Origin of the sequence: Shewanella cyperi (assembly GCF_017354985.1) — a bacterium.
Lineage (GTDB): Bacteria > Pseudomonadota > Gammaproteobacteria > Enterobacterales > Shewanellaceae > Shewanella > Shewanella cyperi.
This window is the reverse complement of record NZ_CP071501.1, coordinates 1,807,142-1,831,668: the sequence shown is the minus strand read 5'-3', so window position 1 is coordinate 1,831,668 and position 24,527 is coordinate 1,807,142. Positions and strand designations below refer to the sequence as shown.

Annotated in this window: 24 protein-coding genes; 11 read left to right on the top strand and 13 right to left on the bottom strand. The window is 54.8% G+C overall.

Annotation, left to right across the window (positions count from 1 at the left end):
• Positions 1–98 precede the first annotated feature (98 nt).
• From hisG to hisIE, 8 genes are read left to right on the top strand one after another with little or no spacing between them, the layout of a single operon-like run.
• On the top strand, positions 99–998 hold the full coding sequence (hisG, locus tag JYB84_RS07870; protein ID WP_207322852.1) for an ATP phosphoribosyltransferase: 900 nt from the start codon (positions 99–101) through the stop codon (positions 996–998).
• A 2-nt stretch (positions 999–1,000) separates the two neighbouring features.
• Positions 1,001–2,299 carry a histidinol dehydrogenase gene (hisD, locus tag JYB84_RS07865; protein ID WP_207322851.1) on the top strand — a complete coding sequence of 433 codons (1,299 nt, stop codon included), beginning with the start codon at positions 1,001–1,003 and terminating at the stop codon, positions 2,297–2,299.
• On the top strand, positions 2,296–3,360 hold the full coding sequence (gene hisC / locus JYB84_RS07860; RefSeq protein WP_207322850.1) for a histidinol-phosphate transaminase: 1,065 nt from the start codon (positions 2,296–2,298) through the stop codon (positions 3,358–3,360). Before hisD ends, hisC begins: the two co-directional genes overlap by 4 nt.
• An 11-nt stretch (positions 3,361–3,371) precedes the next feature.
• The gene (gene hisB, locus JYB84_RS07855) at positions 3,372–4,439 is read left to right on the top strand and encodes a bifunctional histidinol-phosphatase/imidazoleglycerol-phosphate dehydratase HisB (RefSeq protein WP_207322849.1); all 1,068 of its coding nucleotides are present in this window, start codon (positions 3,372–3,374) and stop codon (positions 4,437–4,439) included.
• The gene (gene hisH / locus JYB84_RS07850) at positions 4,439–5,098 is read left to right on the top strand and encodes an imidazole glycerol phosphate synthase subunit HisH (protein ID WP_207322848.1); all 660 of its coding nucleotides are present in this window, start codon (positions 4,439–4,441) and stop codon (positions 5,096–5,098) included. The genes hisB and hisH overlap by 1 nt, the downstream gene beginning before the upstream one ends.
• Positions 5,095–5,832, top strand: a complete 738-nt coding sequence (gene hisA / locus JYB84_RS07845; protein ID WP_207322847.1) for a 1-(5-phosphoribosyl)-5-[(5-phosphoribosylamino)methylideneamino]imidazole-4-carboxamide isomerase — start codon at positions 5,095–5,097, stop codon at positions 5,830–5,832. Before hisH ends, hisA begins: the two co-directional genes overlap by 4 nt.
• On the top strand, positions 5,814–6,605 hold the full coding sequence (hisF, locus tag JYB84_RS07840) for an imidazole glycerol phosphate synthase subunit HisF (RefSeq protein WP_207322846.1): 792 nt from the start codon (positions 5,814–5,816) through the stop codon (positions 6,603–6,605). The genes hisA and hisF overlap by 19 nt, the downstream gene beginning before the upstream one ends.
• A complete protein-coding gene (gene hisIE / locus JYB84_RS07835) occupies positions 6,598–7,239 on the top strand; it encodes a bifunctional phosphoribosyl-AMP cyclohydrolase/phosphoribosyl-ATP diphosphatase HisIE (protein ID WP_207322845.1) in 642 nt (213 codons plus the stop codon). The genes hisF and hisIE overlap by 8 nt, the downstream gene beginning before the upstream one ends.
• Before the next feature lie 16 nt (positions 7,240–7,255).
• Here hisIE and JYB84_RS07830 read toward each other — a convergent pair whose 3' ends face one another.
• The 5 genes from JYB84_RS07830 to pheS form a co-directional block, all read right to left on the bottom strand.
• Positions 7,256–8,236, bottom strand: coding sequence for a sensor domain-containing diguanylate cyclase (locus JYB84_RS07830; protein ID WP_207322844.1), 981 nt, complete (start codon positions 8,234–8,236; stop codon positions 7,256–7,258).
• A gap of 86 nt (positions 8,237–8,322) precedes the next feature.
• Positions 8,323–9,261, bottom strand: coding sequence for a lauroyl-Kdo(2)-lipid IV(A) myristoyltransferase (gene lpxM / locus JYB84_RS07825; RefSeq protein WP_207322843.1), 939 nt, complete (start codon positions 9,259–9,261; stop codon positions 8,323–8,325).
• Between the two features lie 78 nt (positions 9,262–9,339).
• Positions 9,340–9,636, bottom strand: coding sequence for an integration host factor subunit alpha (gene ihfA / locus JYB84_RS07820; protein WP_207322842.1), 297 nt, complete (start codon positions 9,634–9,636; stop codon positions 9,340–9,342).
• 3 nt (positions 9,637–9,639) lie between these two features.
• Positions 9,640–12,027 carry a phenylalanine--tRNA ligase subunit beta gene (gene pheT, locus JYB84_RS07815; protein ID WP_207322841.1) on the bottom strand — a complete coding sequence of 796 codons (2,388 nt, stop codon included), beginning with the start codon at positions 12,025–12,027 and terminating at the stop codon, positions 9,640–9,642.
• A gap of 15 nt (positions 12,028–12,042) precedes the next feature.
• Positions 12,043–13,026, bottom strand: a complete 984-nt coding sequence (gene pheS, locus JYB84_RS07810; RefSeq protein ID WP_207322840.1) for a phenylalanine--tRNA ligase subunit alpha — start codon at positions 13,024–13,026, stop codon at positions 12,043–12,045.
• A 410-nt stretch (positions 13,027–13,436) separates the two neighbouring features.
• Between pheS and JYB84_RS07805 the strand changes: the two genes are divergently transcribed.
• On the top strand, positions 13,437–14,945 hold the full coding sequence (locus JYB84_RS07805) for a methyl-accepting chemotaxis protein (RefSeq protein ID WP_207322839.1): 1,509 nt from the start codon (positions 13,437–13,439) through the stop codon (positions 14,943–14,945).
• A gap of 228 nt (positions 14,946–15,173) precedes the next feature.
• The gene (locus JYB84_RS07800) at positions 15,174–17,606 is read left to right on the top strand and encodes a PAS domain-containing protein (RefSeq protein ID WP_207322838.1); all 2,433 of its coding nucleotides are present in this window, start codon (positions 15,174–15,176) and stop codon (positions 17,604–17,606) included.
• Positions 17,607–17,615: 9 nt separating this feature from the next.
• On the opposite strand, the gene JYB84_RS07795 is transcribed toward JYB84_RS07800, so the two are convergent.
• From JYB84_RS07795 to JYB84_RS07780, 4 genes are all read right to left on the bottom strand, one after another.
• Positions 17,616–17,987 (bottom strand): SpoIIAA family protein, encoded by a 372-nt coding sequence (locus tag JYB84_RS07795; protein ID WP_207322837.1) that lies wholly within the window; start codon positions 17,985–17,987, stop codon positions 17,616–17,618.
• 27 nt (positions 17,988–18,014) lie between these two features.
• Complete coding sequence (locus JYB84_RS07790) at positions 18,015–18,347, bottom strand: hypothetical protein (RefSeq protein WP_207322836.1); 333 nt, start codon at positions 18,345–18,347, stop codon at positions 18,015–18,017.
• Between the two features lie 98 nt (positions 18,348–18,445).
• Complete coding sequence (locus tag JYB84_RS07785) at positions 18,446–18,799, bottom strand: DUF3802 family protein (protein ID WP_207322835.1); 354 nt, start codon at positions 18,797–18,799, stop codon at positions 18,446–18,448.
• 88 nt (positions 18,800–18,887) lie between these two features.
• Positions 18,888–19,478, bottom strand: coding sequence for a YceI family protein (locus tag JYB84_RS07780; RefSeq protein WP_207322834.1), 591 nt, complete (start codon positions 19,476–19,478; stop codon positions 18,888–18,890).
• Positions 19,479–19,645: 167 nt separating this feature from the next.
• Between JYB84_RS07780 and JYB84_RS07775 the strand changes: the two genes are divergently transcribed.
• Positions 19,646–19,858 (top strand): cold-shock protein, encoded by a 213-nt coding sequence (locus tag JYB84_RS07775; protein WP_207322833.1) that lies wholly within the window; start codon positions 19,646–19,648, stop codon positions 19,856–19,858.
• A 32-nt stretch (positions 19,859–19,890) separates the two neighbouring features.
• On the opposite strand, the gene pdxH is transcribed toward JYB84_RS07775, so the two are convergent.
• From pdxH to speA, 4 genes are all read right to left on the bottom strand, one after another.
• Positions 19,891–20,529 carry a pyridoxamine 5'-phosphate oxidase gene (gene pdxH, locus JYB84_RS07770; RefSeq protein WP_207322832.1) on the bottom strand — a complete coding sequence of 213 codons (639 nt, stop codon included), beginning with the start codon at positions 20,527–20,529 and terminating at the stop codon, positions 19,891–19,893.
• 122 nt (positions 20,530–20,651) lie between these two features.
• Positions 20,652–21,581 carry an agmatinase gene (gene speB, locus JYB84_RS07765; protein ID WP_207322831.1) on the bottom strand — a complete coding sequence of 310 codons (930 nt, stop codon included), beginning with the start codon at positions 21,579–21,581 and terminating at the stop codon, positions 20,652–20,654.
• 31 nt (positions 21,582–21,612) lie between these two features.
• Positions 21,613–22,542, bottom strand: a complete 930-nt coding sequence (locus tag JYB84_RS07760; RefSeq protein ID WP_207322830.1) for an adenosylmethionine decarboxylase — start codon at positions 22,540–22,542, stop codon at positions 21,613–21,615.
• Positions 22,543–22,613: 71 nt separating this feature from the next.
• Positions 22,614–24,524 carry a biosynthetic arginine decarboxylase gene (gene speA, locus JYB84_RS07755; protein WP_207322829.1) on the bottom strand — a complete coding sequence of 637 codons (1,911 nt, stop codon included), beginning with the start codon at positions 24,522–24,524 and terminating at the stop codon, positions 22,614–22,616.
• Positions 24,525–24,527 lie beyond the last annotated feature (3 nt).

Here is a 24,527-nt window from a genome sequence, read left to right as displayed (position 1 = left end):
ATAGAACCCCCGGAAGGAATTCCGGGGGTTTTTCTTTGCGCTCAAAAAATTGTTTTGCAATAACTTTAGATACTGAAATAGATACAGGGATCCACGCCATGACCACAAGTAACAGACTGCGTATCGCCATCCAGAAATCCGGCCGCTTGTCGAAAGATTCCCAGCAACTGCTGAAAAGCTGCGGCATCAAATTCAACGTCAACGAGCAACGCCTCATTGCCCACGCCGATAACATGCCCATCGATCTGTTGCGGGTCAGGGACGACGATATTCCCGGCCTGGTGATGGATGGGGTCGTGGATCTGGGCATCATTGGCGAGAACGTTCTGGAAGAAGAGCAACTTGAACGGGAACTGATTGGCAAACGCGCCGAGGTCATCAAACTCAGACCATTGGATTTCGGTGCCTGTCGTTTATCCCTGGCGGTACCGACCGAATTTGCCTATCAGGATGCGGCATCTCTGGAAGGATTGCGGATAGCGACGTCCTACCCCAACCTACTGCGAAGATTTATGCAAAATAAAGGCATATCCTATCAGGATTGCATGCTTAAGGGGTCGGTGGAAGTGGCTCCCAGGGCGGGCTTGGCGGACGGTATCTGCGATCTGGTTTCGACCGGCGCCACCCTGGAGGCCAACGGCCTCTATGAGACCGAGGTGATCTTCCGCTCCATGGCCTGCCTGGTGCAGGCCCCCGGTGAGTTGAGCCCGAGCAAACAGGCGCTGGTGGACAAAATCATGTCGCGGGTGAACGGTGTGGTGCAGGCGCGGGAAAGCAAATACATACTGCTGCACGCCCCCACCGCCACACTGGAGCAGATTGTTGCCCTGTTGCCCGGTGCCGAAAACCCAACAGTGCTGCCGCTCAACGATGACACCAACAGGGTGGCAATCCACGCCGTCAGCAGCGAAGATTTGTTCTGGGACACCATGGAACAATTGAAAGCCCTCGGCGCCAGTTCCATCCTGGTGATGCCAATTGAAAAGATGATGGGGTAAGCATGAAAATCCTCAACTGGAACCAATTGAGCACCGAAGCGCAGGCCGAAGCTTTGTCCCGCTCCCCCCTGGTCGATGAGGGCGAACTGGGCAAGCAGGTTGCCGATATCATGGCCAGGGTCCGCAGCGGTGGCGATGCGGCGCTGGCGGCACTGAGCAAGCAATTTGATAGATGCCAACCCGAGTCACTGCGCCTCACTCCATCCGAGATTGACGCCGCCTGTGCCAGGGTTAGTCCGTCACTGAAGTCTGCCATAGCCCTGGCGATGGCCAATATTGAAGCCTTTCACAGTGCCCAGCAGTTTGAGCCCCTGTGCATCAACACCATGGCAGGGGTGCGCTGTGAGCTCAGAAGCGAGGCGCTGGACAGTGTCGGCCTCTATATCCCCGGCGGCAGTGCGCCGCTGATCTCGACCGTGCTGATGCTGGCGCTGCCTGCAAGGATCGCCGGTTGCCGCAGACGGGTGCTGGTCAGCCCGCCCCCCTTAGACGATGCCATCATCTATGCCGCCAGGGAGTGCGGTATCGACGAAATTTATCAATGTGGCGGTGCCCAGGCCATTGCGGCCCTCGCCTTTGGTACCGAGTCCATTGCGCCCGTCGACAAAATTTTCGGCCCAGGCAACCGTTATGTTACCGAAGCCAAACGCCAATTGGCCCAGACTCCGGGACTGAAAACCGCCATCGACATGCCCGCCGGGCCCTCTGAGGTGTTGGTGATTGCCGATGCCGGTGCCAATCCAGCGTTTGTGGCGGCCGATCTTTTGTCCCAGGCCGAGCACGGCCCCGACTCTCAGGCCATGCTGGTAACAGATTCTGACACCCTCGCCGGGCAGGTGGTGGCAGAGCTTGCCAAACAACTGGAGCAGTTGCCAAGAAAAGCCATAGCCCTGGAGGCCTTGGCCAACAGCCGAATTTTTCTGACACAAAGCTTGGCACAAGCCGTTGCCGTATCCAACGCTTACGGACCGGAGCACCTGATAGTACAAACCCATGCTCCCCGGGATTTGCTGCCGGCCATTCGCAGCGCAGGCTCGGTATTTCTCGGCGCCTATACCCCCGAATCGGTCGGCGACTATGCTTCAGGTACCAATCACGTGCTGCCCACCTATGGTTACAGCCGCACCGTATCCAGCCTGTCGCTGGCGGATTTCAGTCGCCGTTTTACCGTGCAGGAACTGAGCCGGGAAGGCCTGGCCAACCTGGGTCAGGCGGTGATCACCCTGGCCAATGCCGAGGCGCTCGGTGGCCACGCCCATGCCGTCGCCATTCGTTTACAGACCGGGGAGTCACCAGTATGAGCAACACCTTTTTTGATCCGGGCATGAGTTTGGCGGCACGGCTGGCCCGTCCGGAACTGCTTGAGCTTGAGCCTTACCAAAGCGCCAGACGCATTGGCGGTCAGGGCGATATCTGGGTCAATGCCAATGAGTCGCCGTTCAATGCCAGCACCATAGATAAGTTGAATCGCTATCCCGAATGTCAACCAAAGGCCCTGCTTGAGGCCTATGGTGCTTACCTTGGGGTACCGGCAAGCAACATAGTCTGTGGTCGCGGCGCCGACGAGGCCATAGAGCTGCTAATCCGCTGCTTTTGCACCCCCGGCAAGGACAGTATTGCCCTGTTCGGTCCCACCTATGGCATGTATGCCATCAGCGCAGCCACCTTCAATGTGGGCGTGAGGGCCCTGGCATTGGATGACAATTTCCAGCTGCCCGCGCAACTGGATGGCGTCGCCGATGCCAAAATCATTTTTCTGTGTAACCCCAACAACCCCACGGGCACAGTGCTTTCACCCGGCACCATAGAATCCGTACTTAAGCGTTTTGATGATCGCCTGGTGGTGGTGGATGAGGCCTACGCCGAATTTGCGGACACCGGCAGTGCCCTCGAGTTGTTGAACAGTTACCCCAATCTGGTGGTGCTGCGCACCCTGTCAAAGGCCTTTGGTCTCGCAGGCGCCCGCTGCGGCTTTTTAATTGCGCGGGACGATGTGGTGCAAATGGTGATGAGGGTGATTGCGCCCTACCCGGTTCCCGTGCCCGTGTCCGAGCTGGCGCTGGCGGCCCTCAGCGATGCCGGGATCAAGCGGATGCGCCGGGATGTGGCAGAACTCAAGTTACAGGGACAGAGACTGCGTGAGGCTTTGGTTGCAGCCGGCGCCCGGGTGCCCACCAGTCAGGGCAACTTTGTACTGGCCTTTTTCGAGCAGGTGGAAACCGTGGCGGGCGCATTACAACAAGGTGGTGTGGTGGCAAGACGCTACAAGGATCCGCGCCTTAAACAAGCCATCCGCATCAGCTTCAGCAACAGTGCAGACACCGACAGGATCATTGCTTTACTTAACGGTATAACAGGCTAACAGGACACCCCATGGCACAGAAAATTCTTTTTATCGACCGCGATGGCACTCTGATAGAGGAACCCCAGAGCGACAAGCAGGTGGACAGCCTGACCAAGTTGGTGTTTGAGCCGCTGGTGGTACCCTCACTGCTGCGCTTGCAACAGGCGGGCTACCGCCTGGTGATGGTCAGCAACCAGGACGGCCTGGGCACGGCTTCTTTTCCTCAGGCAGATTTTGATGCCCCCCACAATTTGATGATGCAGTTTCTTACCAGCCAGGGGGTCAAGTTTGACGAGGTGCTGATCTGCCCACACTTCAATCAGGACAATTGCAGTTGCCGTAAACCCAAGCTCGGCCTGGTCAAATCCTTCCTCACCGAGGGGCGGGTCGATTTCCAATCGTCGGCCGTCATAGGCGACAGGGAAACGGATGTGGAGCTCGGCAACGCCATGGGCATTCGCAGTTTCAAATACCAGAGGGACGGTCTCGATTGGCCGGCTATTACCGATGCCATCCTTGGTCTTGGCCGCCGGGCAACCGTGGTACGCACCACCCGGGAAACCGATATCCGGGTCGAGGTGGACCTGGATAAGCCCGGCAATAACAGCATAGATACCGGCATAGGCTTTTTCGACCATATGCTGGATCAGATTGCCACCCACGGCAATTTCAGCATGTCGGTCAAGGTTAAGGGCGATCTGCAGATTGACGATCACCACAGTGTTGAAGACACGGCCCTGGCCTTGGGCGATGCCCTGCGCCAGGCCTTGGGTGACAAGCGCGGCATAGGTCGATTTGGCTTCAGTTTGCCCATGGATGAAGCCAGTGGCCAATGCCTGCTGGACCTTTCCGGTCGCCCCTTCATTAAATTTGAAGCGCAGTTTCAGCGCGACAAGGTCGGTGAAATGGCCACCGAAATGGTCGGACACTTCTTCCGCTCCTTTGCCGATGGCCTGCGTTGCAATCTGCACATAGGTTGCAGCGGAGAAAATGATCACCACAAGGTGGAAGCCATGTTCAAGGCCCTTGGTCGCAGTTTGCGTCAGGCCGTCACAGTGGAGGGTAATGCCCTGCCCTCATCCAAGGGGGTGCTCTGATGACGGATAATCAGGTGGATGTGGTCATTATAGATACGGGCTGCGCCAATCTGAACTCGGTGCGTTTTGCCTTTGAGCGCCTGGGAGCCAGGGTGTTGGTGTCCTCCAACAGGAATGTATTGCAGCAGGCGCCTCGTTTGGTGCTGCCCGGCGTCGGCACGGCCGCCGCAGCCATGGCCGCCATCGAAGCCAAAGGCCTGACCGACATAATCCGCGGCCTAAAACAGCCGGTGCTCGGTGTGTGTCTCGGCATGCAATTGCTTTGCAAGAGTTCACGTGAACAGGGTGCGGGCGAGAAAGACGTGCCCTGCCTGGGGCTCATCCCGCTGGACATAGTTGAACTGGACAGCGCCGGACAGCCGCTGCCGCACATGGGCTGGAATCAGTTATCCCCCGGTGCCCACCCGCTGTTTGCCGGCATAAGTCAGGGCGATTACGTTTATTTTGTGCACTCTTTCTGTGCCCCGGTATCCAAATACAGTCTCGCCGAGTCGGACTATGGTCAGCCATTCAGTGCCGCCATTGGCAAAGGCAATTTTATGGGGGTGCAATTTCACCCCGAAAAAAGTGGCCCGGTCGGGGCCAAGATCCTGAAAAACTTTTTAGCGCTGACCGTGGCCACGCTGCCACAAGATGCCTGCCAGGAGACCTTTGCATGATAATACCGGCAATTGATTTGATTGATGGCCAGGTGGTACGTCTGTATCAGGGCGACTACGGCCGTCAAACCACATTTGATCTCAGTCCGCTGCAGCAGCTGCAAACGTACCAGGCCCAGGGTGCATCCCTGCTGCATCTGGTGGATCTCAGTGGCGCAAAGGATCCGGGCCGGCGTCAGACCGAACTCATCAGTTCGCTGTGTGCATCGCTCGAAGTCGATATTCAAGTGGGCGGCGGTATTCGGGAAACTGCGCAATTGGAAGCCCTGTTCGCCGCCGGTATCAAGCGTGTCGTCATAGGCTCCCTTGCCGTGTCGCAGCCGGCCACAGTGCTTGGCTGGCTGGAACGTTTTGGCCCGGAGGCCATTTGCCTGGCGCTGGATGTCAATATCGACACCGATGGTAACAAGATAGTGGCCGTATCCGGCTGGCAAAGTGGCGGCGGTAAAACATTGGAAGCCCTGGTGGCCCAATATGCTCCCGCAGGTCTCAAACACGCCCTGGTGACCGACATCAGCCGTGACGGCACCATGCTGGGGGCCAATACCGCCCTGTACCGGGAACTGGCCGAACGCTTCCCCGATATCGCCTGGCAAGCCTCCGGTGGTATAGCCAATCTGGACGATGTAGCCGCGGTTCGTGACAGCGGCGCAAGTGGCATCATCATAGGCAAGGCGCTGCTCACAGGGGCATTCACAGTCAAGGAGGCTATCCAATGCTGGCCAAACGCATAATCCCCTGTCTCGATGTACGCGATGGCAAGGTGGTCAAGGGCGTGCAGTTTCGCAACCACGAGATTGTCGGCGACATAGTGCCACTGGCGGCCCGTTATGCGGCAGAAGGCGCTGATGAGCTGGTGTTTTACGACATTACCGCCAGCGCCCATGACCGCGGTGTGGACAAATCCTGGGTCAGCCGCATCGCCGAGCAGATAGACATCCCCTTCTGTGTCGCCGGCGGTATACGCTCAGTGGCCCAGGCGCGGGAACTGCTGGCCTATGGTGCCGATAAGATTTCCATCAATTCGCCGGCACTGACCGATCCTTCCCTGATAAGGCGGCTGGCCGACGAGTTCGGTCGCCAGTGCATAGTGGTCGGTATCGACAGTTTTTATGATGCCCAAAGTGGCAGTTACAAGGTTAAGCAATTTACCGGCGATGAAGCCGCGACCCGGGAAACCCAATGGCATACCCTTGATTGGGTTGAGGAAGTTCAACGTCAGGGCTGTGGCGAAATAGTGCTTAACGTAATGGATCAGGATGGGGTCCGCAAGGGATACGATATCAAACAGTTGGCCATGGTGCGCCAATGCTGCCACGTACCCCTGATAGCCTCGGGTGGTGCCGGTGAAATGCAGCACTTTCTGCAGGTATTCAATGGGGCCGGCGTCGATGGTGCCCTGGCGGCCAGTGTATTCCACAGGGGCACCATAGCCATAGGGGATTTAAAACACTATCTCAGGCTGGAGGGTGTGGCGATTAGAAACGGGGGAACAGAGCATGTATGACAACAGCCATCAACAGACATTGGCCGGGCGTATCGATTGGGACAAGCAGCAGGGCATGATCCCGGCCATAGTGCAGGATCACTTAAGCGGCACAGTGCTGATGCTGGGTTATATGGACAGGGATGCACTGGCAAAAACCCTGGAAACGGGACTCGTGACCTTTTACAGCCGCAGCAAACAAAGACTGTGGACCAAGGGTGAAAGCTCGGGCAATGGCCTCAAGCTGGTGACCATTGACTGCGACTGTGACAACGACACCCTGCTGGTGCAGGCGCTGCCTCAGGGCCCCACCTGCCATTTGGGCACCACGTCCTGCTGGGATACCCGTACCTTGGATTTCAACGCCCAGCTGGCGGCTCTGATCCAATCACGCAAACCGCAAACAGGCTCTGCAAATAGTGCCAGTTACACCAGTAGCTTGTTCCAAAGCGGCACCAAGCGCATAGCGCAAAAGGTGGGTGAAGAAGGCTTGGAAACAGCGTTGGCCGCCGCCACCGGCGACAAGGCAGAACTGGTGGATGAAGCGGCAGATTTGTTGTTCCATCTGATGGTGCTGCTTGAAGATCAAGGGCTACAGCTTGGCGATATCCAACGGCGTCTGTTCGAGCGCCATCAAAAGCGCTCTCAGGGCTAAACTCTCTGCTCTGAGATTAGCCCTCCTGGAATTGCAGGCCTCTGGCCTGCTTCTCCCGGTACATGTGGGCATCGGCTTCCCGCAGCAGATCCTCCACCGTCTTGGGTTCCCGGAACTGGAAGTTGGCGATCCCCAGGCTGCAGGATAAATGGTAGCCGCGGGCCTCGGCCATATTATGCTCCGCCATCGCCTGTTTCAGCCTGGCTTGAATGCCAAAGGCCGCCGACTGTTGGTGTCCGTGGCTCACCAGGGCCGCAAATTCATCGCCCCCCAAACGGGCGATGACATCATACTCCCGCAATACCTTGTTAATGATCAGCGCAAAGGCCTGCAGCGCCTGATCGCCCTCATGATGGCCAAATCTGTCATTAATTTCTTTGAAGTGGTCGAGATCAAAATACAACAGACTGGCGTCCTGACGCAGGCGACCACATTTGGCTATGGCCTGACGGGCCAAGCGGTGAAATCCGCGCCTGTTACAGAGCCCGGTAAGAGGGTCTATGGTGGCCACCTGAATGGCCTCAAGCTCGGATACCGCCAGATGCGCCATGTCCTCCAGATCTTTACATTTCTCGGCATCCAGTTGCCTCGGGAGAAAATCCATGACACACAGGGTCCCCACCCTGTAGCCATTGGCCAGTGTCAGGGGGCAGCCGGCATAAAACCTCACCCGCGGCTCTCCCATGACCAGGGGACTATCGGCAAAGCGCGGATCGTCAGCGGCATCCTCAACGATAAACAGCGAGTCTCCCAAAATGGCATGGCCACAGAAGGAAACATCCCGCGGAGTCTCGCTGAAGGAGAGGCCCACGCAGGACTTAAACCACTGCCTTTGCTCATCCACCAGACTCACCAGACACACAGGGACGTCCAGCAGCCGACAGGTCAGGCGGGTCAAGCGGTCAAATCTTTCTTCGGGGGGGGTATCGAGTAGATGCAAACGCCTGAGCGCGGCCAATCGCTTGGCCTCATCGATGGGATAAGGAGCTTTCTGCATGGCGCACCCTATTCGGACAGCCTTTTATAGAGTATATGCGCCCAAGTCGCGCCTGGCGAATTCCAGGCACGATTTACTATGCAATTTCAGCTATAGATACTGGGCTCGCCCTCCGGGCGGGTCCGCAGTAACTTTAAAAACCACATATATTGTTCAGGATAGGCCAGAATCACCTGCTCTACCGCCTTATTCAGGGCCAAAGCTTCGTTTTCCTTGCCCTGCATATCTGCAGCGGCAATGGCCGGCAATATGCCCAGCTCAAATCTGTGATTTTGGCTGTCATAACCAATTTTCACCGGCAACACCTGGGCATTGCCGGCGGCAGCCAAGCGCCCGACCACTGGCAGGGTTGCCTTGGTGGTGCCCAGAAAGGGTGTGAACACACTCTGATCCGGTCCCAGATCTTCATCCGGCAGGTAGAAAAAGCTGTTGCCCTTTTTCAATTCTGCCAACAAGGCGCGGATCCCCGCCTCCCGCATATACACGTGGCCACCCATGCGACTGCGCACCCGGTTGTTAAACCAATTGAACAGCTCATTTCTGTGGGCCTTGGCCATAGTCACCATGGGTAAATCAAGATTAAGACGCAGTCCGGCGTAATCTATACCCCACACGTGCGGCATGATAAATATGATGGGCTGATTGGCCCCCCTGGCAGCCTGTACATGCTCGAACCCCGTCACCTGCACTCTTTTTCGCAGGGAACTTTTGCTTCTGATCAGCAGCTCGGCCTGCCCCAGCAAAATCATCACAAAATTGTCGACGTTATCCCGCAGCAGCTGGTTAAGCTGCGGCTCCGGCATCTCTGGAAAACAGGCCTTAAGATTGGCTCTGGCAACCTTTAACGGTTTCTTCGCTATACGAAAAACGCCTTTGGCCAGCAGTTTGGCCAGCGGATCCCGAACCCAAGCCGGCAGCAAGCCGAACATTAACAGCAAGCCAATGGCCAGCCAGGTGCCCCATAATCTTGGGTGCACCAATCCCCAATAAAAGCGGCGATCGAAGTATTTGGTCTGTCTGCTCAATTTCACCTCAGCGCTGACAGTCATAGAAAAAGCAAAGCCACTCCCCTAGAGTGGCTTTGCCTCGGACTCAAACCCGTGTTATTTGTCTGAATTTGCCGTTTCAACGCGGCTCTTCAGTTTCTGTCCCGGGCGGAAAGTCACCACGCGACGGGCAGAAATTGGAATGTCTTCACCGGTTTTTGGATTCCGACCGGGTCTTTGGTTTTTGTCCCTGAGGTCAAAATTGCCAAAACCGGATAATTTGACCTGCTCACCACTTTCCAGCGCGCCACGGATTTCCTCGAAGAACGCTTCAACCATCTCTTTGGCAACACGCTTGTTGATACCAAGCGTTTCAAAAAGATGCTCTGCCATTTCGGCCTTGGTAAGTGCCATACTTTAATCCCTCAACGATGCGTTGAACTCGGACTTGAGTGCTGAAACTACAGTTTCTACCGCCTCTGCAATCTCTTTATCTTCAAGTGTGCGAGTGTTGTCTTGTAACGTCAGTGCGATTGCCAGGCTCTTTTTGCCGGGTTCAACACCTTTACCCTGGTATACATCGAACAAGTTTAAGCCAACCAACTGATTTTCGCCAACTTTTCTTATTAAATTCATCACATCGGCTGCTGGGACGGTTTCATCGACCACTACAGCGATGTCTCGGCGGTTTGCCGGGAACTTAGAAATAGCCTGGGCTTGTGGCAAATTGGCATGCAACAGGGCATCCAATTCCAGCTCAAACACTATCGTTTTACCATTGAGTCCAAAAGGCTTCTCAAGGGCAGGATGAATCGCACCTATGTAACCTATGACTCGATCATTTCTCAATATTTCAGCACATTGGCCTGGATGCAGCCCCGGATGACGTGCTTCTTTAAAGCTAAATTCTGATACGGAAACTGTCAAGCCGATAATGGCTTCCAAATCACCTTTAAGATCGAAGAAATCAACGGTTTTCGACTCCATCGACCAATGTTCATCGCTTCTTGGACCCGCGATCACCGCGCCCAGCATGGCTTGCTGCCTTACGCCGGATTCTGCTTGTGCATCAGGGACAAAGCGCAAACCAGTTTCAAAAAGACGCACTCGAGCCTGTTGACGGGCCTGATTGTGGCCAACAGCAGTCAACAATCCGGTGAACATGGACAGGCGCATGGCCGACATTTCACTGGAAATGGGGTTAGGCAACACCATGGCCGGCTCCCCCGGATGCACCAGTTCCTGCAGCTTGGGATCGACAAAGCTGTAGGTAATGGCTTCCTGGAAACCTCGGGCGACCAACATTGAGCGAACCTTGCTCAGGCTGATGGCGGCTTCCTGATGATCGGACATACGCAATGCCGCAACCGGAGCCTTGTTGGGGATATTGTTGTAACCGTAGATACGGGCAACTTCCTCAATCAGGTCCTCTTCGATGGCCATGTCAAAACGATAACTGGCGGTAGTTACCTGCCATTCGCCCTCGCCTGCCACCACGCTGAAGCCCAGACGGGTCAGGATTTCGCTGACATCGGCATCGGGGATCTGATGGCCCAGGATACGGTCGAGCTTGCTGCGACGCAGGGTAATACGACAAGGCTTGGGCAGATGAGCCTCTGACTTGGCCTCAACCACGGGACCGGCCTCACCACCACAGATATCCAGCACCAGGCGAGTCGCCCGGTCCATGACCTTGTGTTGCAGTTCGGGATCCACGCCACGCTCAAATCGGTGGGACGAGTCGGTATGCAGTCCCAAACGACGGGCCTTGCCCATGATGGCAAGCGGCGCGAAGAAGGCACATTCCAGCAATATATCCGTTGTGGTATCGCTGACGCCCGAATCCAGACCACCGAAGACACCGGCCAGCGCCAGCGGCTTGATGTTATCGGCAATAACCAGGGTATCGGTCGGAACGGTAATTTCGGTGCCATCAAGCAGGGTCAGCTTCTCTTCGCCATTGCCCAGGCGCACATCGATGTGACCATCAATTTTGCTCAAATCAAAGGCATGCATCGGCTGACCGAATTCCACCAGCACAAAGTTGGTGATATCCACTATGGGATCGATAGAACGGATACCGCTGCGACGCAGTTTCTCTACCATCCAGTCAGGGGTCTTGGCGTTGACATTCACATTGCGCACAACACGCCCCAGATAACGAGGGCAGGACTCAGGTGCAGACAGCTTGATGTCCATGGCATCCTGACAACCGGTTTCTGCCGGCTGCCAGCTGGGCTCAACGACGTTGACACGGTTCAGTACGCCCACTTCGCGGGCCAGACCCACCATGCCAAGGCAGTCGGCGCGGTTGGCGGTTAAATCCACTTCGATAACAGCGTCATCCAGATTCAGGTATTGGCGCAGATCTGTGCCCAACGGTGCATCCAGCGGCAGTTCAATGATGCCATCGCTCTCGATATCTATGCCAAGCTCGCTGTAAGAACACAGCATGCCTTCAGAAGGTTGGCCACGGAGCTTGGCCTTCTTGATTTTAAAATCGCCCGGCAGCACAGCGCCCACCATGGCCACGGCCACTTTCAGGCCCTGACGGCAGTTTGGTGCACCACAGACTATATCAATAAGCTCGGCGCCACCGACATTCACCTTGGTCACCCGCAGTTTGTCGGCATCGGGATGCTGGCCGCATTCGACCACTTCACCCACGACCACTCCGGAAAAGTCACCGGCAACGGCTTCGATGCCGTCCACTTCCAGACCGGCCATGGTAATTTGATGGGCCAATGCATCACGGTCAATGGCCGGGTTGACCCACTCGCGGAGCCAGGATTCACTAAATTTCATTTACAGCATGCTCCGTTATTTGAATTGCTTGAGGAAACGCAGGTCATTCTCGAAGAATGCGCGCAAATCGTTAACGCCATAGCGCAGCATGGTCAGGCGCTCGACCCCCATACCAAAGGCAAAACCCGAGTATTTTTCGGGATCGATGCCAACACTGCGCAGCACGTTGGGATGCACCATGCCGCAGCCGAGCACTTCCAGCCATTTGCCGTTTTTGCCCATCACGTCCACTTCGGCAGAAGGCTCGGTGAAGGGGAAGTAGGAAGGACGGAAACGCACTTGCAGATCCTGCTCGAAGAAGTTGCGCAGGAAGTCGTGCAGTATGCCCTTTAGCTCGGCAAAATTGACATGCTCGTCCACCAACAGGCCTTCAACCTGATGGAACATGGGCGTATGAGTCATGTCGTAGTCATTGCGATACACACGTCCGGGGGAGATGATCCGCAGTGGCGGCTTCTCGGTTTCCATAGTGCGGATCTGCACCCCTGAGGTTTGCGTACGCAACATCAGCTTGGGATTGAAATAAAAGGTGTCGTGATCGGCACGGGCCGGATGATGCTCGGAAATGTTCAGTGCATCGAAGTTATGGAAATCATCCTCGATTTCGGGCCCTTGCTTCACGGTGAAGCCCAGCTCACCGAAGAAGGCTTCGATGCGCTCTATGGTGCGGGTAACAGGATGCAAACCGCCATTGTCCATGGTGCGGCCTGGCAAGGTCACGTCCACCTTTTCGGATACCAGCTTGGCTTCCAATTCAGCAGCGCGCAGGCCATCAATGCGTTCACCCAACTTGTGCTGCACCGCTTGTTTGGCGTCGTTCACTGCCTGACCAAAGGCGGGCTTTTCCTCGGCACTGAGAGTGGCCATCATCTTCATCATGTCGGTGATCCGGCCTTTTTTACCCAAAAAGTCCACCCGGATATCATCCAGCGCTTTCAGATCGGCGGCCGCATCAATGGCGGCCAACGCCTGCTCTACTATCTCGGTTAGTTGCTGCATCTTATTTTCCACTGCAAACACGCCTTCCGGCATCGCCGAAGGGCTTTTTGACATTAGTGCCCTAAGCTTAATAGCCAAAACAAATCAAAAGAGGGAAATTCTACGTGACCTATGCGGCTTTGACTAGGGGAAATTCGGCCTTTTTGCCTGAAAAAATCGTGTGTTAAGCCAAATTAATTTTTTGCAGACACTGGTGTTTTTTTAGGCTGAATCACAGACGATGGTAAGCGGGATTGGCAGACTATGTTAGCCGAATGTAAACTGTCAACCGTACACTACCGCTGCGACAGTTTAAAAAAAATAATCAGCACAATAATTGTACATTCAAACACTAAAGCGCAATGCGGCATAAAGAAACGGACCGAATAACCGATAAGTCTCAGACAACCGCGACTGCCATAGGGGCCACCATGAAAGAAGTAAAATTCCGTTGGATAGATAAATACCTTATCCATATGACGTTAAAAACCAAGTTTGCCATTCTCGCCGTTGTCCCCATAGTGCTGCTGGTGGGGTTGGCGCTGGCATTGGACAGTAAATTCAGCGGGACCATGGAGCAGGTTCAAATTCAGCAGGCCAGGATGATGGCCGATCGAATCAATCAGGTGGCCGAAGCGGCACTGGCCAATCTGCCGGAAGACAAAAAGCAAGACTTTCTGACCGGATTGGATGGCAACACTCAGACCCTGAGCGCGGATCAGGCCGATGGCCGTGCGGCCAATTTGGCCCGCAGCGGTGGTGGTGTGGATGACAAGGGCCAAACCTTGAGAGCCATCAGTGCCCTCAATGGTGCCGACACATTGACCATAGTGACACTGGATCGGAAAAAAATGGCCGTCAGCGCCAATGATGATGCGGCCTTTGTGTTTGGTGCCATTGCCGTTGTGCTGTTTGTGATCATCATGTTCAGCTATTACATTTCCACCTTTGTTGGTGGCGCCCTTTATACCACTGTCATGGCCCTTAAACGCGCTGCGGATGGCGATCTGACCGGCAGGCTTAACTTTTTCCAGGTCAAGGACGAGTTCAGTATTCTTGCCATCAGCATAGACACCCTGGTCGAGCGGCAGCACAAGTTGGTGAAAAGCATTGCCCAGGCAACAGACCAAATAAGAAACGTGGTCGAGGGTTTCCGAACCAATGCCAAACAGGGGCAATCTCTGGCCGCACACCAAAGGCAACATCTGGACTCCCTGGCCACCGCCATGGAAGAAATGACGGCCGCGGTGCGTGAAGTGGCACACAATGCCGAGCAGTCCTCCACCGAAACTCAGGAAGCCAATCAGCAGGTCAATGCCGGCTCCCGCGACATAGCCACCACGGTGCAATCCATTGGCCAGCTGTCCAATGAAATTGCCAATGCCTCAGCCGCGGTGACTGTACTTAACGAAAACGCCAGCAAGATTGATGAAGTGGTGACCACAATCAACGCCATTTCAGAGCAGACCAACCTGTTGGCACTGAACGCCGCCATCGAGGCCGCCCGCGCCGGTGAGCAAGGCCGCGGCTTTGCCGTGGTCGCCGACGAAGTGCGTACTCTGGCCGGTCGTACCCAGGCAGCAACGGTGGAAATTAAGTCCATGATCGAGGCGCTGCAATCCGGTTCCCGCAACCTGACCCAGGTCATGTCGCGCACGGTTGAGCAGGCCGAAGAAGGCAAAAAGCATGTGATTAAAACCGGTGAAGATCTCAAGAGCATCTCCGAACACAGTGCCAAGGTGTTCGAGATGAGCGTGCTTATCGCCACCTCCGCCGAGGAGCAATCTGCGGTCGCCAATGAGATTGCCACCAATCTGATGGAAATACGCAATCAATCCCACGATGTGGAGCAATCGGCAAACCAGTCGGTATCAGGCTGCGACGAATTGCATGCCACCGCCGAGCAGTTGGACCAGCTGTTGGTCGGGTTAAAGCTTTAACCCGTAAGACTAAAGGGCGCAGTTTGCGCCCTTTTTTTTGCTCCTGTGACTTTCGTAAATCATGACAAATTGTGGCAAGTGTCCGTAAACCAGATAAACTGAAACAGATTGATTTATAATGAATAAGCGCTAAAGCCCATTGCTATGCCCAAAAACGGCCTGATCACATCCCCCCTTCCCCGCTGGCGGCACAGTCTGCCCTTTCGGCTTGGGCTCTTGCAAAGCCTGGTGGCAACCCTGATGTTGGTCGCCACCATAGGCATAGTGTTGCAGGTTCAAAAGGATGACAGGCGCAGACAAGAGTTAAACCTGAATCTCAGCTATGGCCAATTAATGGTGGCCAAGTTAACCCAGCTGACCACCCAGATTAATACCCTCACCATTGCCACAGCCGAAATGGCCGGCATCAATAGCGCCAACCACGCCCTGCTGGCCAATACCGTGCCCCACATGCTCAATTTTCCGGGCGACCAAGGCTTGATTGCCGGGGGGGGGATCTGGCCCGATAGCACAAACAACAACGAGGCCGGCAGCCCCCAGCTGTTTTGGGCAAGAGATGCGCTCGGCATACTTCAGCCCAACTCTGGTTATAACAGTGAGCAACAGGCGGATTATCACCAGGAAATTTGGTTTGCTCCCCTCAGGCTTTTCCCGGCAGGTAAGGTACTCTGGTCGCCGGCCTACATAGACAGATTCAGCAAGGAAGCCATGGTCACAGCAGCTGTGCCCATGTGGCAGCAACACGCTTTCCTGGGTACGGCCACCGTTGACGTCAGCCTTCGGGGACTGGAGCAATGGTTATTGCAGGAAACAGAGGGACTCGGTGGCTATCTGATGGTATTCGACTCCGTCAACCGCTTGATAGCCGCTCCCAAGGGACCGGAATTGAGCGCCCAAGAACCACAGGAATTGGATAGCCTGGCCGCGGAATTCAATCCGCTGAAGTCGCTGATAGCGGATACAGATAGTCGCTTTATCGAGCAGGAAATAGCGGGTGCCGGTCCGGCTCGGTTTGACGATTTGCCGCAAGGGGTCCCCAAAAAACAGCAGGCCTTGTTCCGGGCGCTGCTCAATGCCAGCGGCCGCCAATGGCCGCGCAGTGCAACTTTGCTGGGCACCTTGTCGATGGCAAGGGACCCCATGCTCGACGAACCCGCCCAGTATTCCGTATTTTTAATGCCTGATACCTTTTGGAAAGTCGTCACAGTCACTCCCCAGTCATCCCTGCGTGAAGAAGCCTTGCTGCTGATTGGCCAGGCCGGTCTGTGGCTGATCCTGGTTCAGCTTGTGGCCCTGATGGTACTTTTCGGGGCCCAGCACAAATTGCTGATCCGGCCACTCGTGGCCATGGTTCAGGCCCTGAAAAACAATCAGCCCGCCACACTGGAGCTTGTCTCAAGAAGCTTTCAGGATGAAATAGGCACCCTGGCATCGGCCTTTGTCAGCCGTACCCGACAATTGGAGATCACCATGGCCAGCCTCGATGCCAGCAACCTGGCACTTGAGCAGCAAATCGAAGTGCAAAAGGAAGCGCAGCAAGAGCTGCTGCGCTATCGGGATCAATTGAATGCACTGCTGAAGTCGACGCCCAATCTTATCTATATCAAAGATACCCAGGGACGCTACCTGTTGGTAAATGACAAGTATTGCGAAACCCTGGGTATTGAGCGGCCGCGACTGCTTGGCAGCACGGATCAGCAACTGTTTGCCCGGGATTTGGCCAATATTTACCGGGATAACGATCTGCGGGTATTGAATCAGGGCGGAGCCATTCAAGTGGAAGAGCCCTTGCCCACCCTCCACGGAGAAAAACGTTTTCAGATGACCAAGTTTGCCATTGCCGACGAAGAAGGCGCCATACAGGCTGTCGGTACCATAGCTTTTGACATCCAGCACAGACGGCGGGCGGAACTCAAACTGCAACAGGAACAGCAGCTGCTGCACTCCAAATTGCAAGGCTGCGAGTTGCAGATCAAAGCACTGTCCAGCGAAATTCAGGCCATGGAGCAGAAAAAAGACCAACTGCAGCGGCAAAACCAAGTCGAGGCCGGCCAAAACCGACTGGCCCGCTGGGAAGACACTATGCTCAAGCATTGGCTAACGGCGCTTGTCCGTCAGCTGATGCAAAGACAAGACACTCTCATGTCGCACAGTTTTAATGATCCAGCCCTGCTCAAGCAAGGGGTCACGGCACAGGGAGACCAGTTGCGGCTGATATACCGGATAGTGGGAGTACAACAGGACACCAAACCTGTGCTGCTGGATGAGGTGCTGTCCTTGTTGCAACAATCACAATCAAATCGTTGGCAACAATTGGGCATTCAACTGACATGCCGCTATAACGATGATCTTAAGTTACATATCAATCCCTGGCATCTGACCTTATTGTGTTTTTGTCTGTTTGAGCTAATGGCGGAGTTCGCCAAAAACAGATCAGCCAGCCAATGGACGCTGGAGTGCAATCAGCAGCAGTTGCAACTGTCCTGCCCCAGGCTCGTGGGACTCAAGGACAATTCAATCTTGTCTGACCGGGAAAATGAAGACAATCCGCTGCAGTCACTGACTGCCTGGTTTACTGCTGTGGTTGGCGGGACCATAATTGCGGATACCCAGCAAGGCCTGCAACTGCGGTGCAAGCTGCCACAATCGCAACCTGAGTAGTATCCCCTCTCAGGCGGCAGTGAGACCCAGCCATTTCCTGGCATCCCCCTTGCGGTGGCGCGGATAGATGGCCACGGGCCAGGGCATGAACAAAGCCTGGGCCTGCGCCAACAGTTTAAGCCCCGGGCTATCCACCAGGATAGCGACCCGGCTCACATCGCCGGCATGGAACAGGGCCAATAAAGCGTCCATCCAAACCGAGGTCAGGCTAAAGCCCTGGCAACTATCTTCGATATCAAACAGCAACTCGATACTGGCATGATCTTTCAGTTTCGCGTCTATTGCCGGCAACAGCACCTGCTCAAAATCCTCACCCGTGACCCTGTCACTGACAATAACGGTGAGCACTTCACTGGCATTTTCCTCAAGAATACTGAACATGGCCCGACCTCTCCCTCGGTGAGTGCCTTATACAAACTGCATCAAAAACAGCACAATAAGTATGAGTTCAATCACGCCGTACAGCAAATATCTGTGTCGGCTCCGTCCCGTTGCCCGTCGAAGCAACAACCAATGTCGGCGCAGTTCCAGCAGCAAATAAACCATCACAAAGGGAACAAAGGGTAAGCTTATCACCAGGGCGACCAGGCCCCAGCCCATCTCGAAGCTGTGGTGCTGAAATAATGTCAGCAAATACCAAAACAGCAGCAACAAACCATAAATCAGCCATGGTCTGACATTGGACGAAGACAGCCACAGTTGTTTACACAGCATGCGGCAATGAGCAATAGCAGCAGACAAAGCTGTCCCCTCCGTTGAATTCCCCTATCTTTGACGCTAGTGAATCAATATCACGGGGGCAAGCGGCAGGCTTAAGCTAAGTGTAAGCGTTTGTTATTTCAGGCGTGTAACAGCTTGGAGATTTCCTGATCAAACAGATTTTTAATCAGGCCCGAAAACTCGGTAATAAAAAGCGTCTGCTCCGGCGTCGCCTTTTTACCGCCGACATTGGCGAGGATTTCTTCGAGATCGTACACAATGGCATCGATCTCCCGAATAATCATATTGCGCTGGGCGAAATTCAATGCCGGGTTCTGTCCGCAGACCATGATAATTTGAGCAGACAATTGCTCCTCAAACAGCTCCATCACGGTCTCGTCGGCCAATCCCGTGCCTTCAGGGGTCTCAAACAGCCCCAAATTCTCGGTGAGATATTGAATGAGGTGCACATATCCATCTTTATCAGTAACCATGTCGGAACCCGTTGCTCAGCCCTTGGTACCAGGTTGCCGTCATGGGCAACCTGTAAATGAGTATGGAACAGTTTGCACTAATCCCGGGTTATTTTTCCAGTGTCAGCACGAAGTTAACCGGAACTGCGAGACTAATAGCGGAAAGCCCGGCCACCTGGCGCAGCTTTTCAATACCGCCCGCGAACCCAAATTCGTCACCATTGACTATCACGGGTGCACTACTGCTGGCGATTATTCTGGAATCGGACAATTTGGCCAGTGCCAGGGTGATTTTCTTATTGGCCTGCATGCCATGCATACTCAACTCAGCATCCAGTGCCAGCATTTTCACGGCCCCCACTGCCAGGTCCTCAAGCTCACTCATTTCCACCTTGGCCTTGAGCGAAACGGTTGGGAATTGCGCCACCTCAAACAGCATGCTTTTCATGCGCTCGTCCCGCTGCTCAACGCCGGTACGCACCGAGCTCAGGGCTATTTCGAGCTCAAAGTGCCCCTTGCCGTCCAATTGCGCCTTAAATTCGCCGAAATCGTGCACCTCGGCCACATCGCCTTTCTTTATAGATACAAAACTTATTACCGACTTATCCTGCACACTGTGCCAGGGCCCAGCATGTGCCGATGCCATGGTCACCAGAGACGTCCCCGTAGCCAATAGCAGAGCCGTGAGTGTAGCTTTCATAGCATATCCTTCATTAATACTTTTGGAACCAAACACTTAATTTAGCAGATCCGGAAATTTGTGCCCGTATTTCTTATTGGCCCGCTGGGATTGCCGCTCTGACTGTCAAGATGCTGCAACATAAGCTGGCTAAACTGCTACCGATTTTCTCAAACTTAGAGGTTGTTATGTCAAATCAACAGGTTATTGGCACAGTTAAGTGGTTCAACGACGAAAAGGGTTTTGGATTTCTCAGCATGGAAAACGCCACGGACGTGTTTGTGCATTTCCGTGCCATTAATGGTAATGGACGCAAAACACTGAAAGAAGGTCAGAAAGTCAGTTTCAGCCTGGTTGCGGGACAAAAAGGCCCCCAGGCCGAAAACGTGACAGTCATATAACTCAGCGAATATGAGCCATTGCAAGGCGGATGTCAGGGCGCCAGACGGCTGATTTCCCAGCCCTGCCCCTGACGGCTGTAAAGGAATCTGTCGTGGAGCCTGTGCTCGCCGCCCTGCCAGAATTCAATGCTGTCGGGTTTCACCAGATAGCCGCCCCAGAACGAGGGCAAAGGCACCTCGCCCTTGGCAAACTTTTGTTTCATTTCCATGAACTTGGCTTCCAGCACCTGACGGGCACTCAGCTTGCTGGACTGATTGGACACCCACGCCGCGATCTGACTTTCCTTGGGGCGGGTGACAAAGTACTTCAGCACTTCGGCATTGGATAACTGCTCGGCGATGCCGGTAACAGCCACCTGACGCTCAAGCGGATGCCAGGGAAACAGCAAACTGACATGGGCGTTTTGTGCCAATTGTTGGGCCTTGCGACTGCCGAGGTTGGTAAAGAAGACAAAACCGCGCTCATCGAATCTTTTGAGTAACACTATGCGCTGATAAGGTTGGCCGTTTTCGTCCACTGTGGCCACACACATGGCGGTGGGATCGGACAGCTCGGCCTCTTTGGCCTGCTCCATCCATTTTTCAAACAGGGCCATGGGCTCGGCAGGCAACTCCGCCCGGCGTAAACCGCCCTTGGTATATTCGCGGCGAATATCGCTAAGATCTGTCATGTTTGCTTCCTCGACTGGCGGCCGGCCCCAAACGGGCGAGTACCGAATTGTAACCTTATAAAAGCCAACAAAAAAGCCAACCTTGATGGTTGGCTTTTTATTGGCTTAAACAACAGCCGCCGTTACTTGACCAAGCCCTTAGCCACGGCCCAAACGTGCAGCATTTCATAGCCCAGGGTAGCGCCGGCCAGTGCCGTGATATCGGCGTGGTCGTAAGATGGTGCCACTTCCACCACATCCATACCCACTATGTTCATACCGCGCAGGCCGCGGATGATCTTCATCGCCTTGTCGCTGGTCAGGCCGCCACACACGGGTGTACCGGTGCCGGGCGCAAAGGCAGGATCCAGACAGTCGATATCGAAGGTCACATACAATGGCATATCACCGACGCGGGCCTTGATCTGCTCAACGATTTGCTCGGCGGTCAGGTCATTGGCGGTCGCGGCATCGATCACCTGGTAGCCATGGCCTTCCTTGGTGTAATCGGTGCGGATCCCCACCTGCACGGAGCGCTCGGGATCCACCAGGCCTTCTTTGGGCGCATGGAAGAACATGGTGCCGTGGTCAAACTTGCTGCCCTGGCTGTAAGTGTCGGTGTGGGCATCAAAGTGCAGCAGCGCCATGGTGCCAAATTTCTTGTGGTGAGCGCGCAGCAGCGGCAGGGTCACAAAGTGATCGCCACCGAAGCTCATCAGCGCCTTGCCGCTGTCCAGTACCTTGGTGGCAAAGGCTTCGACGCGCTCGGTAAAGTCGGCCGCATCACCACAGTTGAATACCAGATCGCCGGCATCCACCATCTTGATGGTTTGACCCAGAGAAAAGTCCCATGGCCAACGGGTGTCTTCCCATGCCAGGTTGACCGAGGCACGGCGAATGGCATCGGGGCCCATGCGGCCGCCACTGCGGCCTGTGGTGGCCATGTCGAACGGCAGACCTATGACGACCACATCGGCATCACTGTCGCAAGGCTTGAAATCCAAAGGTTGACGCAAATACCCGAACGCATTGGAATACAGCGAATAATCGGGTTTCTCTGCAATAGTGGTCATACAGTCTCCAAAATGGCCACAGGGCCGGAATTTACATGGGTTCAGGGATCAGCACTTCGTGACACAGCTGCTGATAATGACTGAAATCGATATTATACCCTTGCTCGGTTTGCAAAGCACAGCTCCCCAGACACAGATGCTCGGGAAAACCTTGGGTGTTACACCCGGAATTAAAACCTATCACATCCCAGCTGCCCGGATTGAGTATCGCCAAAAGGCGGGCAAACAGCTGACTGTGTTCACCTTCGAGCGGCAGATTGGTTTCGAAGCTCACGTAAGAGCTGTTTTCCTGGGGGGTGATGTGTATGGTCATGTAGCGTTCGCCACATACGCCATTGATTGAATAGCCAAAAGGCTCAAACAGGAAGTCATCGAATTCAAAGCCCGGCAGCATGGCTTCCAGCGTCAGCAAACGGCGGATTTCGGCCGCGCTCTGGTTTTCCGCCCGCAGATAATCTGCGGCTTCCCCCCGAATGTGATACATCAACAACTCAGACGTGGCATCGTCTGCGGCCGCCTGAAAAGGTTTGCTGCTGGTGTAGATGTAATGGTGGTGGGAGTCCAGATGCCCTATACGATAGGCGTTGCCCGGTAACAGCGTGCGAATACGTTCCAAATCATCGGCAAAAGCGCTCGATTGCAGATGGGACAGGTATTCGTTTTTGCGCTGATAACTGGCAAAGGCGATGTTATCGCTGCCAATCTGTTCAATAAAACGCAGTGCGGCATTGGCCAGGGTGGTGGTACCACAGGTCAGCATCAGGAACCTGTCATGCCACACAAACAGACTGGATTCACTCAGCAGGTACGCATCACACTTTTCATTGCTGATGGAGGACAGGATTTCAGCGTTGGCGCTGGCAACCATTTCGGTCCAAAACGCCTTACCGAGTTCGCGCAAAGAGCCACAACCGGGTGTGACTATAACTTCTATTTTTTTTTCTGAGCCTTCAAAAAACATTTTTCTCTACCAGAGGGCCGGAACGGCGCCTGGGGCGCCTGGTGTTCCGGCACTGTGTTCACCTTGCCTTGTTAAAAGTCTTCCAAGTAAGTGTACCCCTTAAGGCCCACTTGCAACTCTTCGAGGATAAGCGCCCTTTCGCTCTCATCTATGTGCTGATTGACCAGCTCTTCATAGGTGCGCATGAAAGACACGGCGTCCAGGTTCACATAACGCAGCACATCGGCAACGGTATCACCGGCCAGCACTGACTCAATATTGGTCAGGCCTTGCTCGTCGATGCGCACCACGGCGGAGTTGGTGTCACCAAACAGGTTGTGCATGTCGCCGAGGATCTCCTGATAGGCACCCACCAGGAAGAAACCTATGAGATATGGGCTCTCTGCACTCCAGGTCGGTACCGGCAGCGTGGTTTCGATACCCTGACCGTCCACGTATTGATCGACAATACCGTCCGAGTCGCAGGTAATGTCCAGCATGACCGCGCGGCGCTCCGGTACCTTGTCCAAACCGGACAGGGGCAGCACGGGGAACACCTGATCTATACCCCAGGCATCTGGCAGCGACTGGAACAGGGAGAAGTTCACGAAGAACTTGTCCGCCAGCTTCTCATTGAGTTCATCAATGATAGGGCGCTGGTAACGGTTCTTGGTGCTCATCAGCCCCTGCAGCTCGTGACAAACACGCAGGTTGCACTGCTCGGCCCAGGCACGGTCGGCCAGGCTCAGTTGTCCCATGGCAAACAGCGAGTGGGCTTCGGCCAGATCCGACTGGGTGTCGTGGAAAATCTCGATAAGCGCACGCTGATCCAAACGGCCACTGATTTCGGTCCAACTCTGCCACATGTTGTGCAGCAGTTGAGGTGCATCTTCGGCAGGTTCAATGATCAGCTCAGGACTGTAGGTCTCGGTGCCAATCACATCGGTGATCAACACGGCATGGTGCGCAGTCAGATAGCGGCCGGATTCAGATATGATCCGCGGCATCGGCTGCTCATACTCGTTACAGGTATCGGTCAACACAGAGACTATGTTGTTGGCGTATTCGGCCAGGGCATAGTTCATTGAGTTATTTGACTGGCTGCGGGTACCGTCATAGTCCACGGCCAAACCACCGCCGACGTCGAAACAGTTAACCTTGGCACCCAGCTGACGCAGTTCGCAGTAGAAACGCGCTGCTTCACCGACGCCCTGACGGATATCGCGGATGTTGGCAATTTGCGAGCCCAGATGGAAATGCAGCAACTGCAGCGAATCCAGCATGTTCTCGGCCTTGAGCTGCTCGATAACACTTAGGATCTGTGCTGCCGACAGGCCAAACTTGGACTTTTCACCACCACTGGCCTGCCACTTGCCTTTCCCCTGGAATGCCAGACGGGCACGCAGACCCAGGCGTGGAGTTACACCCAGCTTTTTGGATTCGGTCAGAACCATTTTCAGTTCTGACATTTTCTCCAAAACTATGTACACCTTGTGGCCGAGCTTTTCACCAATCAGTGCCAGGCGGATGTATTCATTGTCTTTGTAGCCGTTACAGACAATTACTGAGCTTGCTTTTTGGGCCATGGCCAACACGGCCATCAATTCGGGCTTACTGCCGGCTTCCAGACCCAGTTGTGGGGCTTCTTTGCTGACCTGGCTGGCGAGAATTTCTTCCACCACGGTCTGCTGCTGGTTCACCTTGATGGGGTATACCAGCAGGTAATCGGCCTGATACTCGTACTTCTGAATTGCCTGGTTGAAGGCCTGACACAGGCTATCGACCCTGTGGTGCAGGATCTGCGGGAAACGCACCAGCACTGGCATGTTTACACCGGCCTTGACCATATCTTTGGCCAACTCGTTAAGACCGATCTTAAACTCAGGATTTTTAGGATCCGGCGATACTGTTACCTCGCCCTGATCGCTGATCCCGTAAAACCCCTGGCTCCAGTGGGCAACGTTGTACCCGGCACGAGCATCATCAATAGACCAATCGTTCATTTA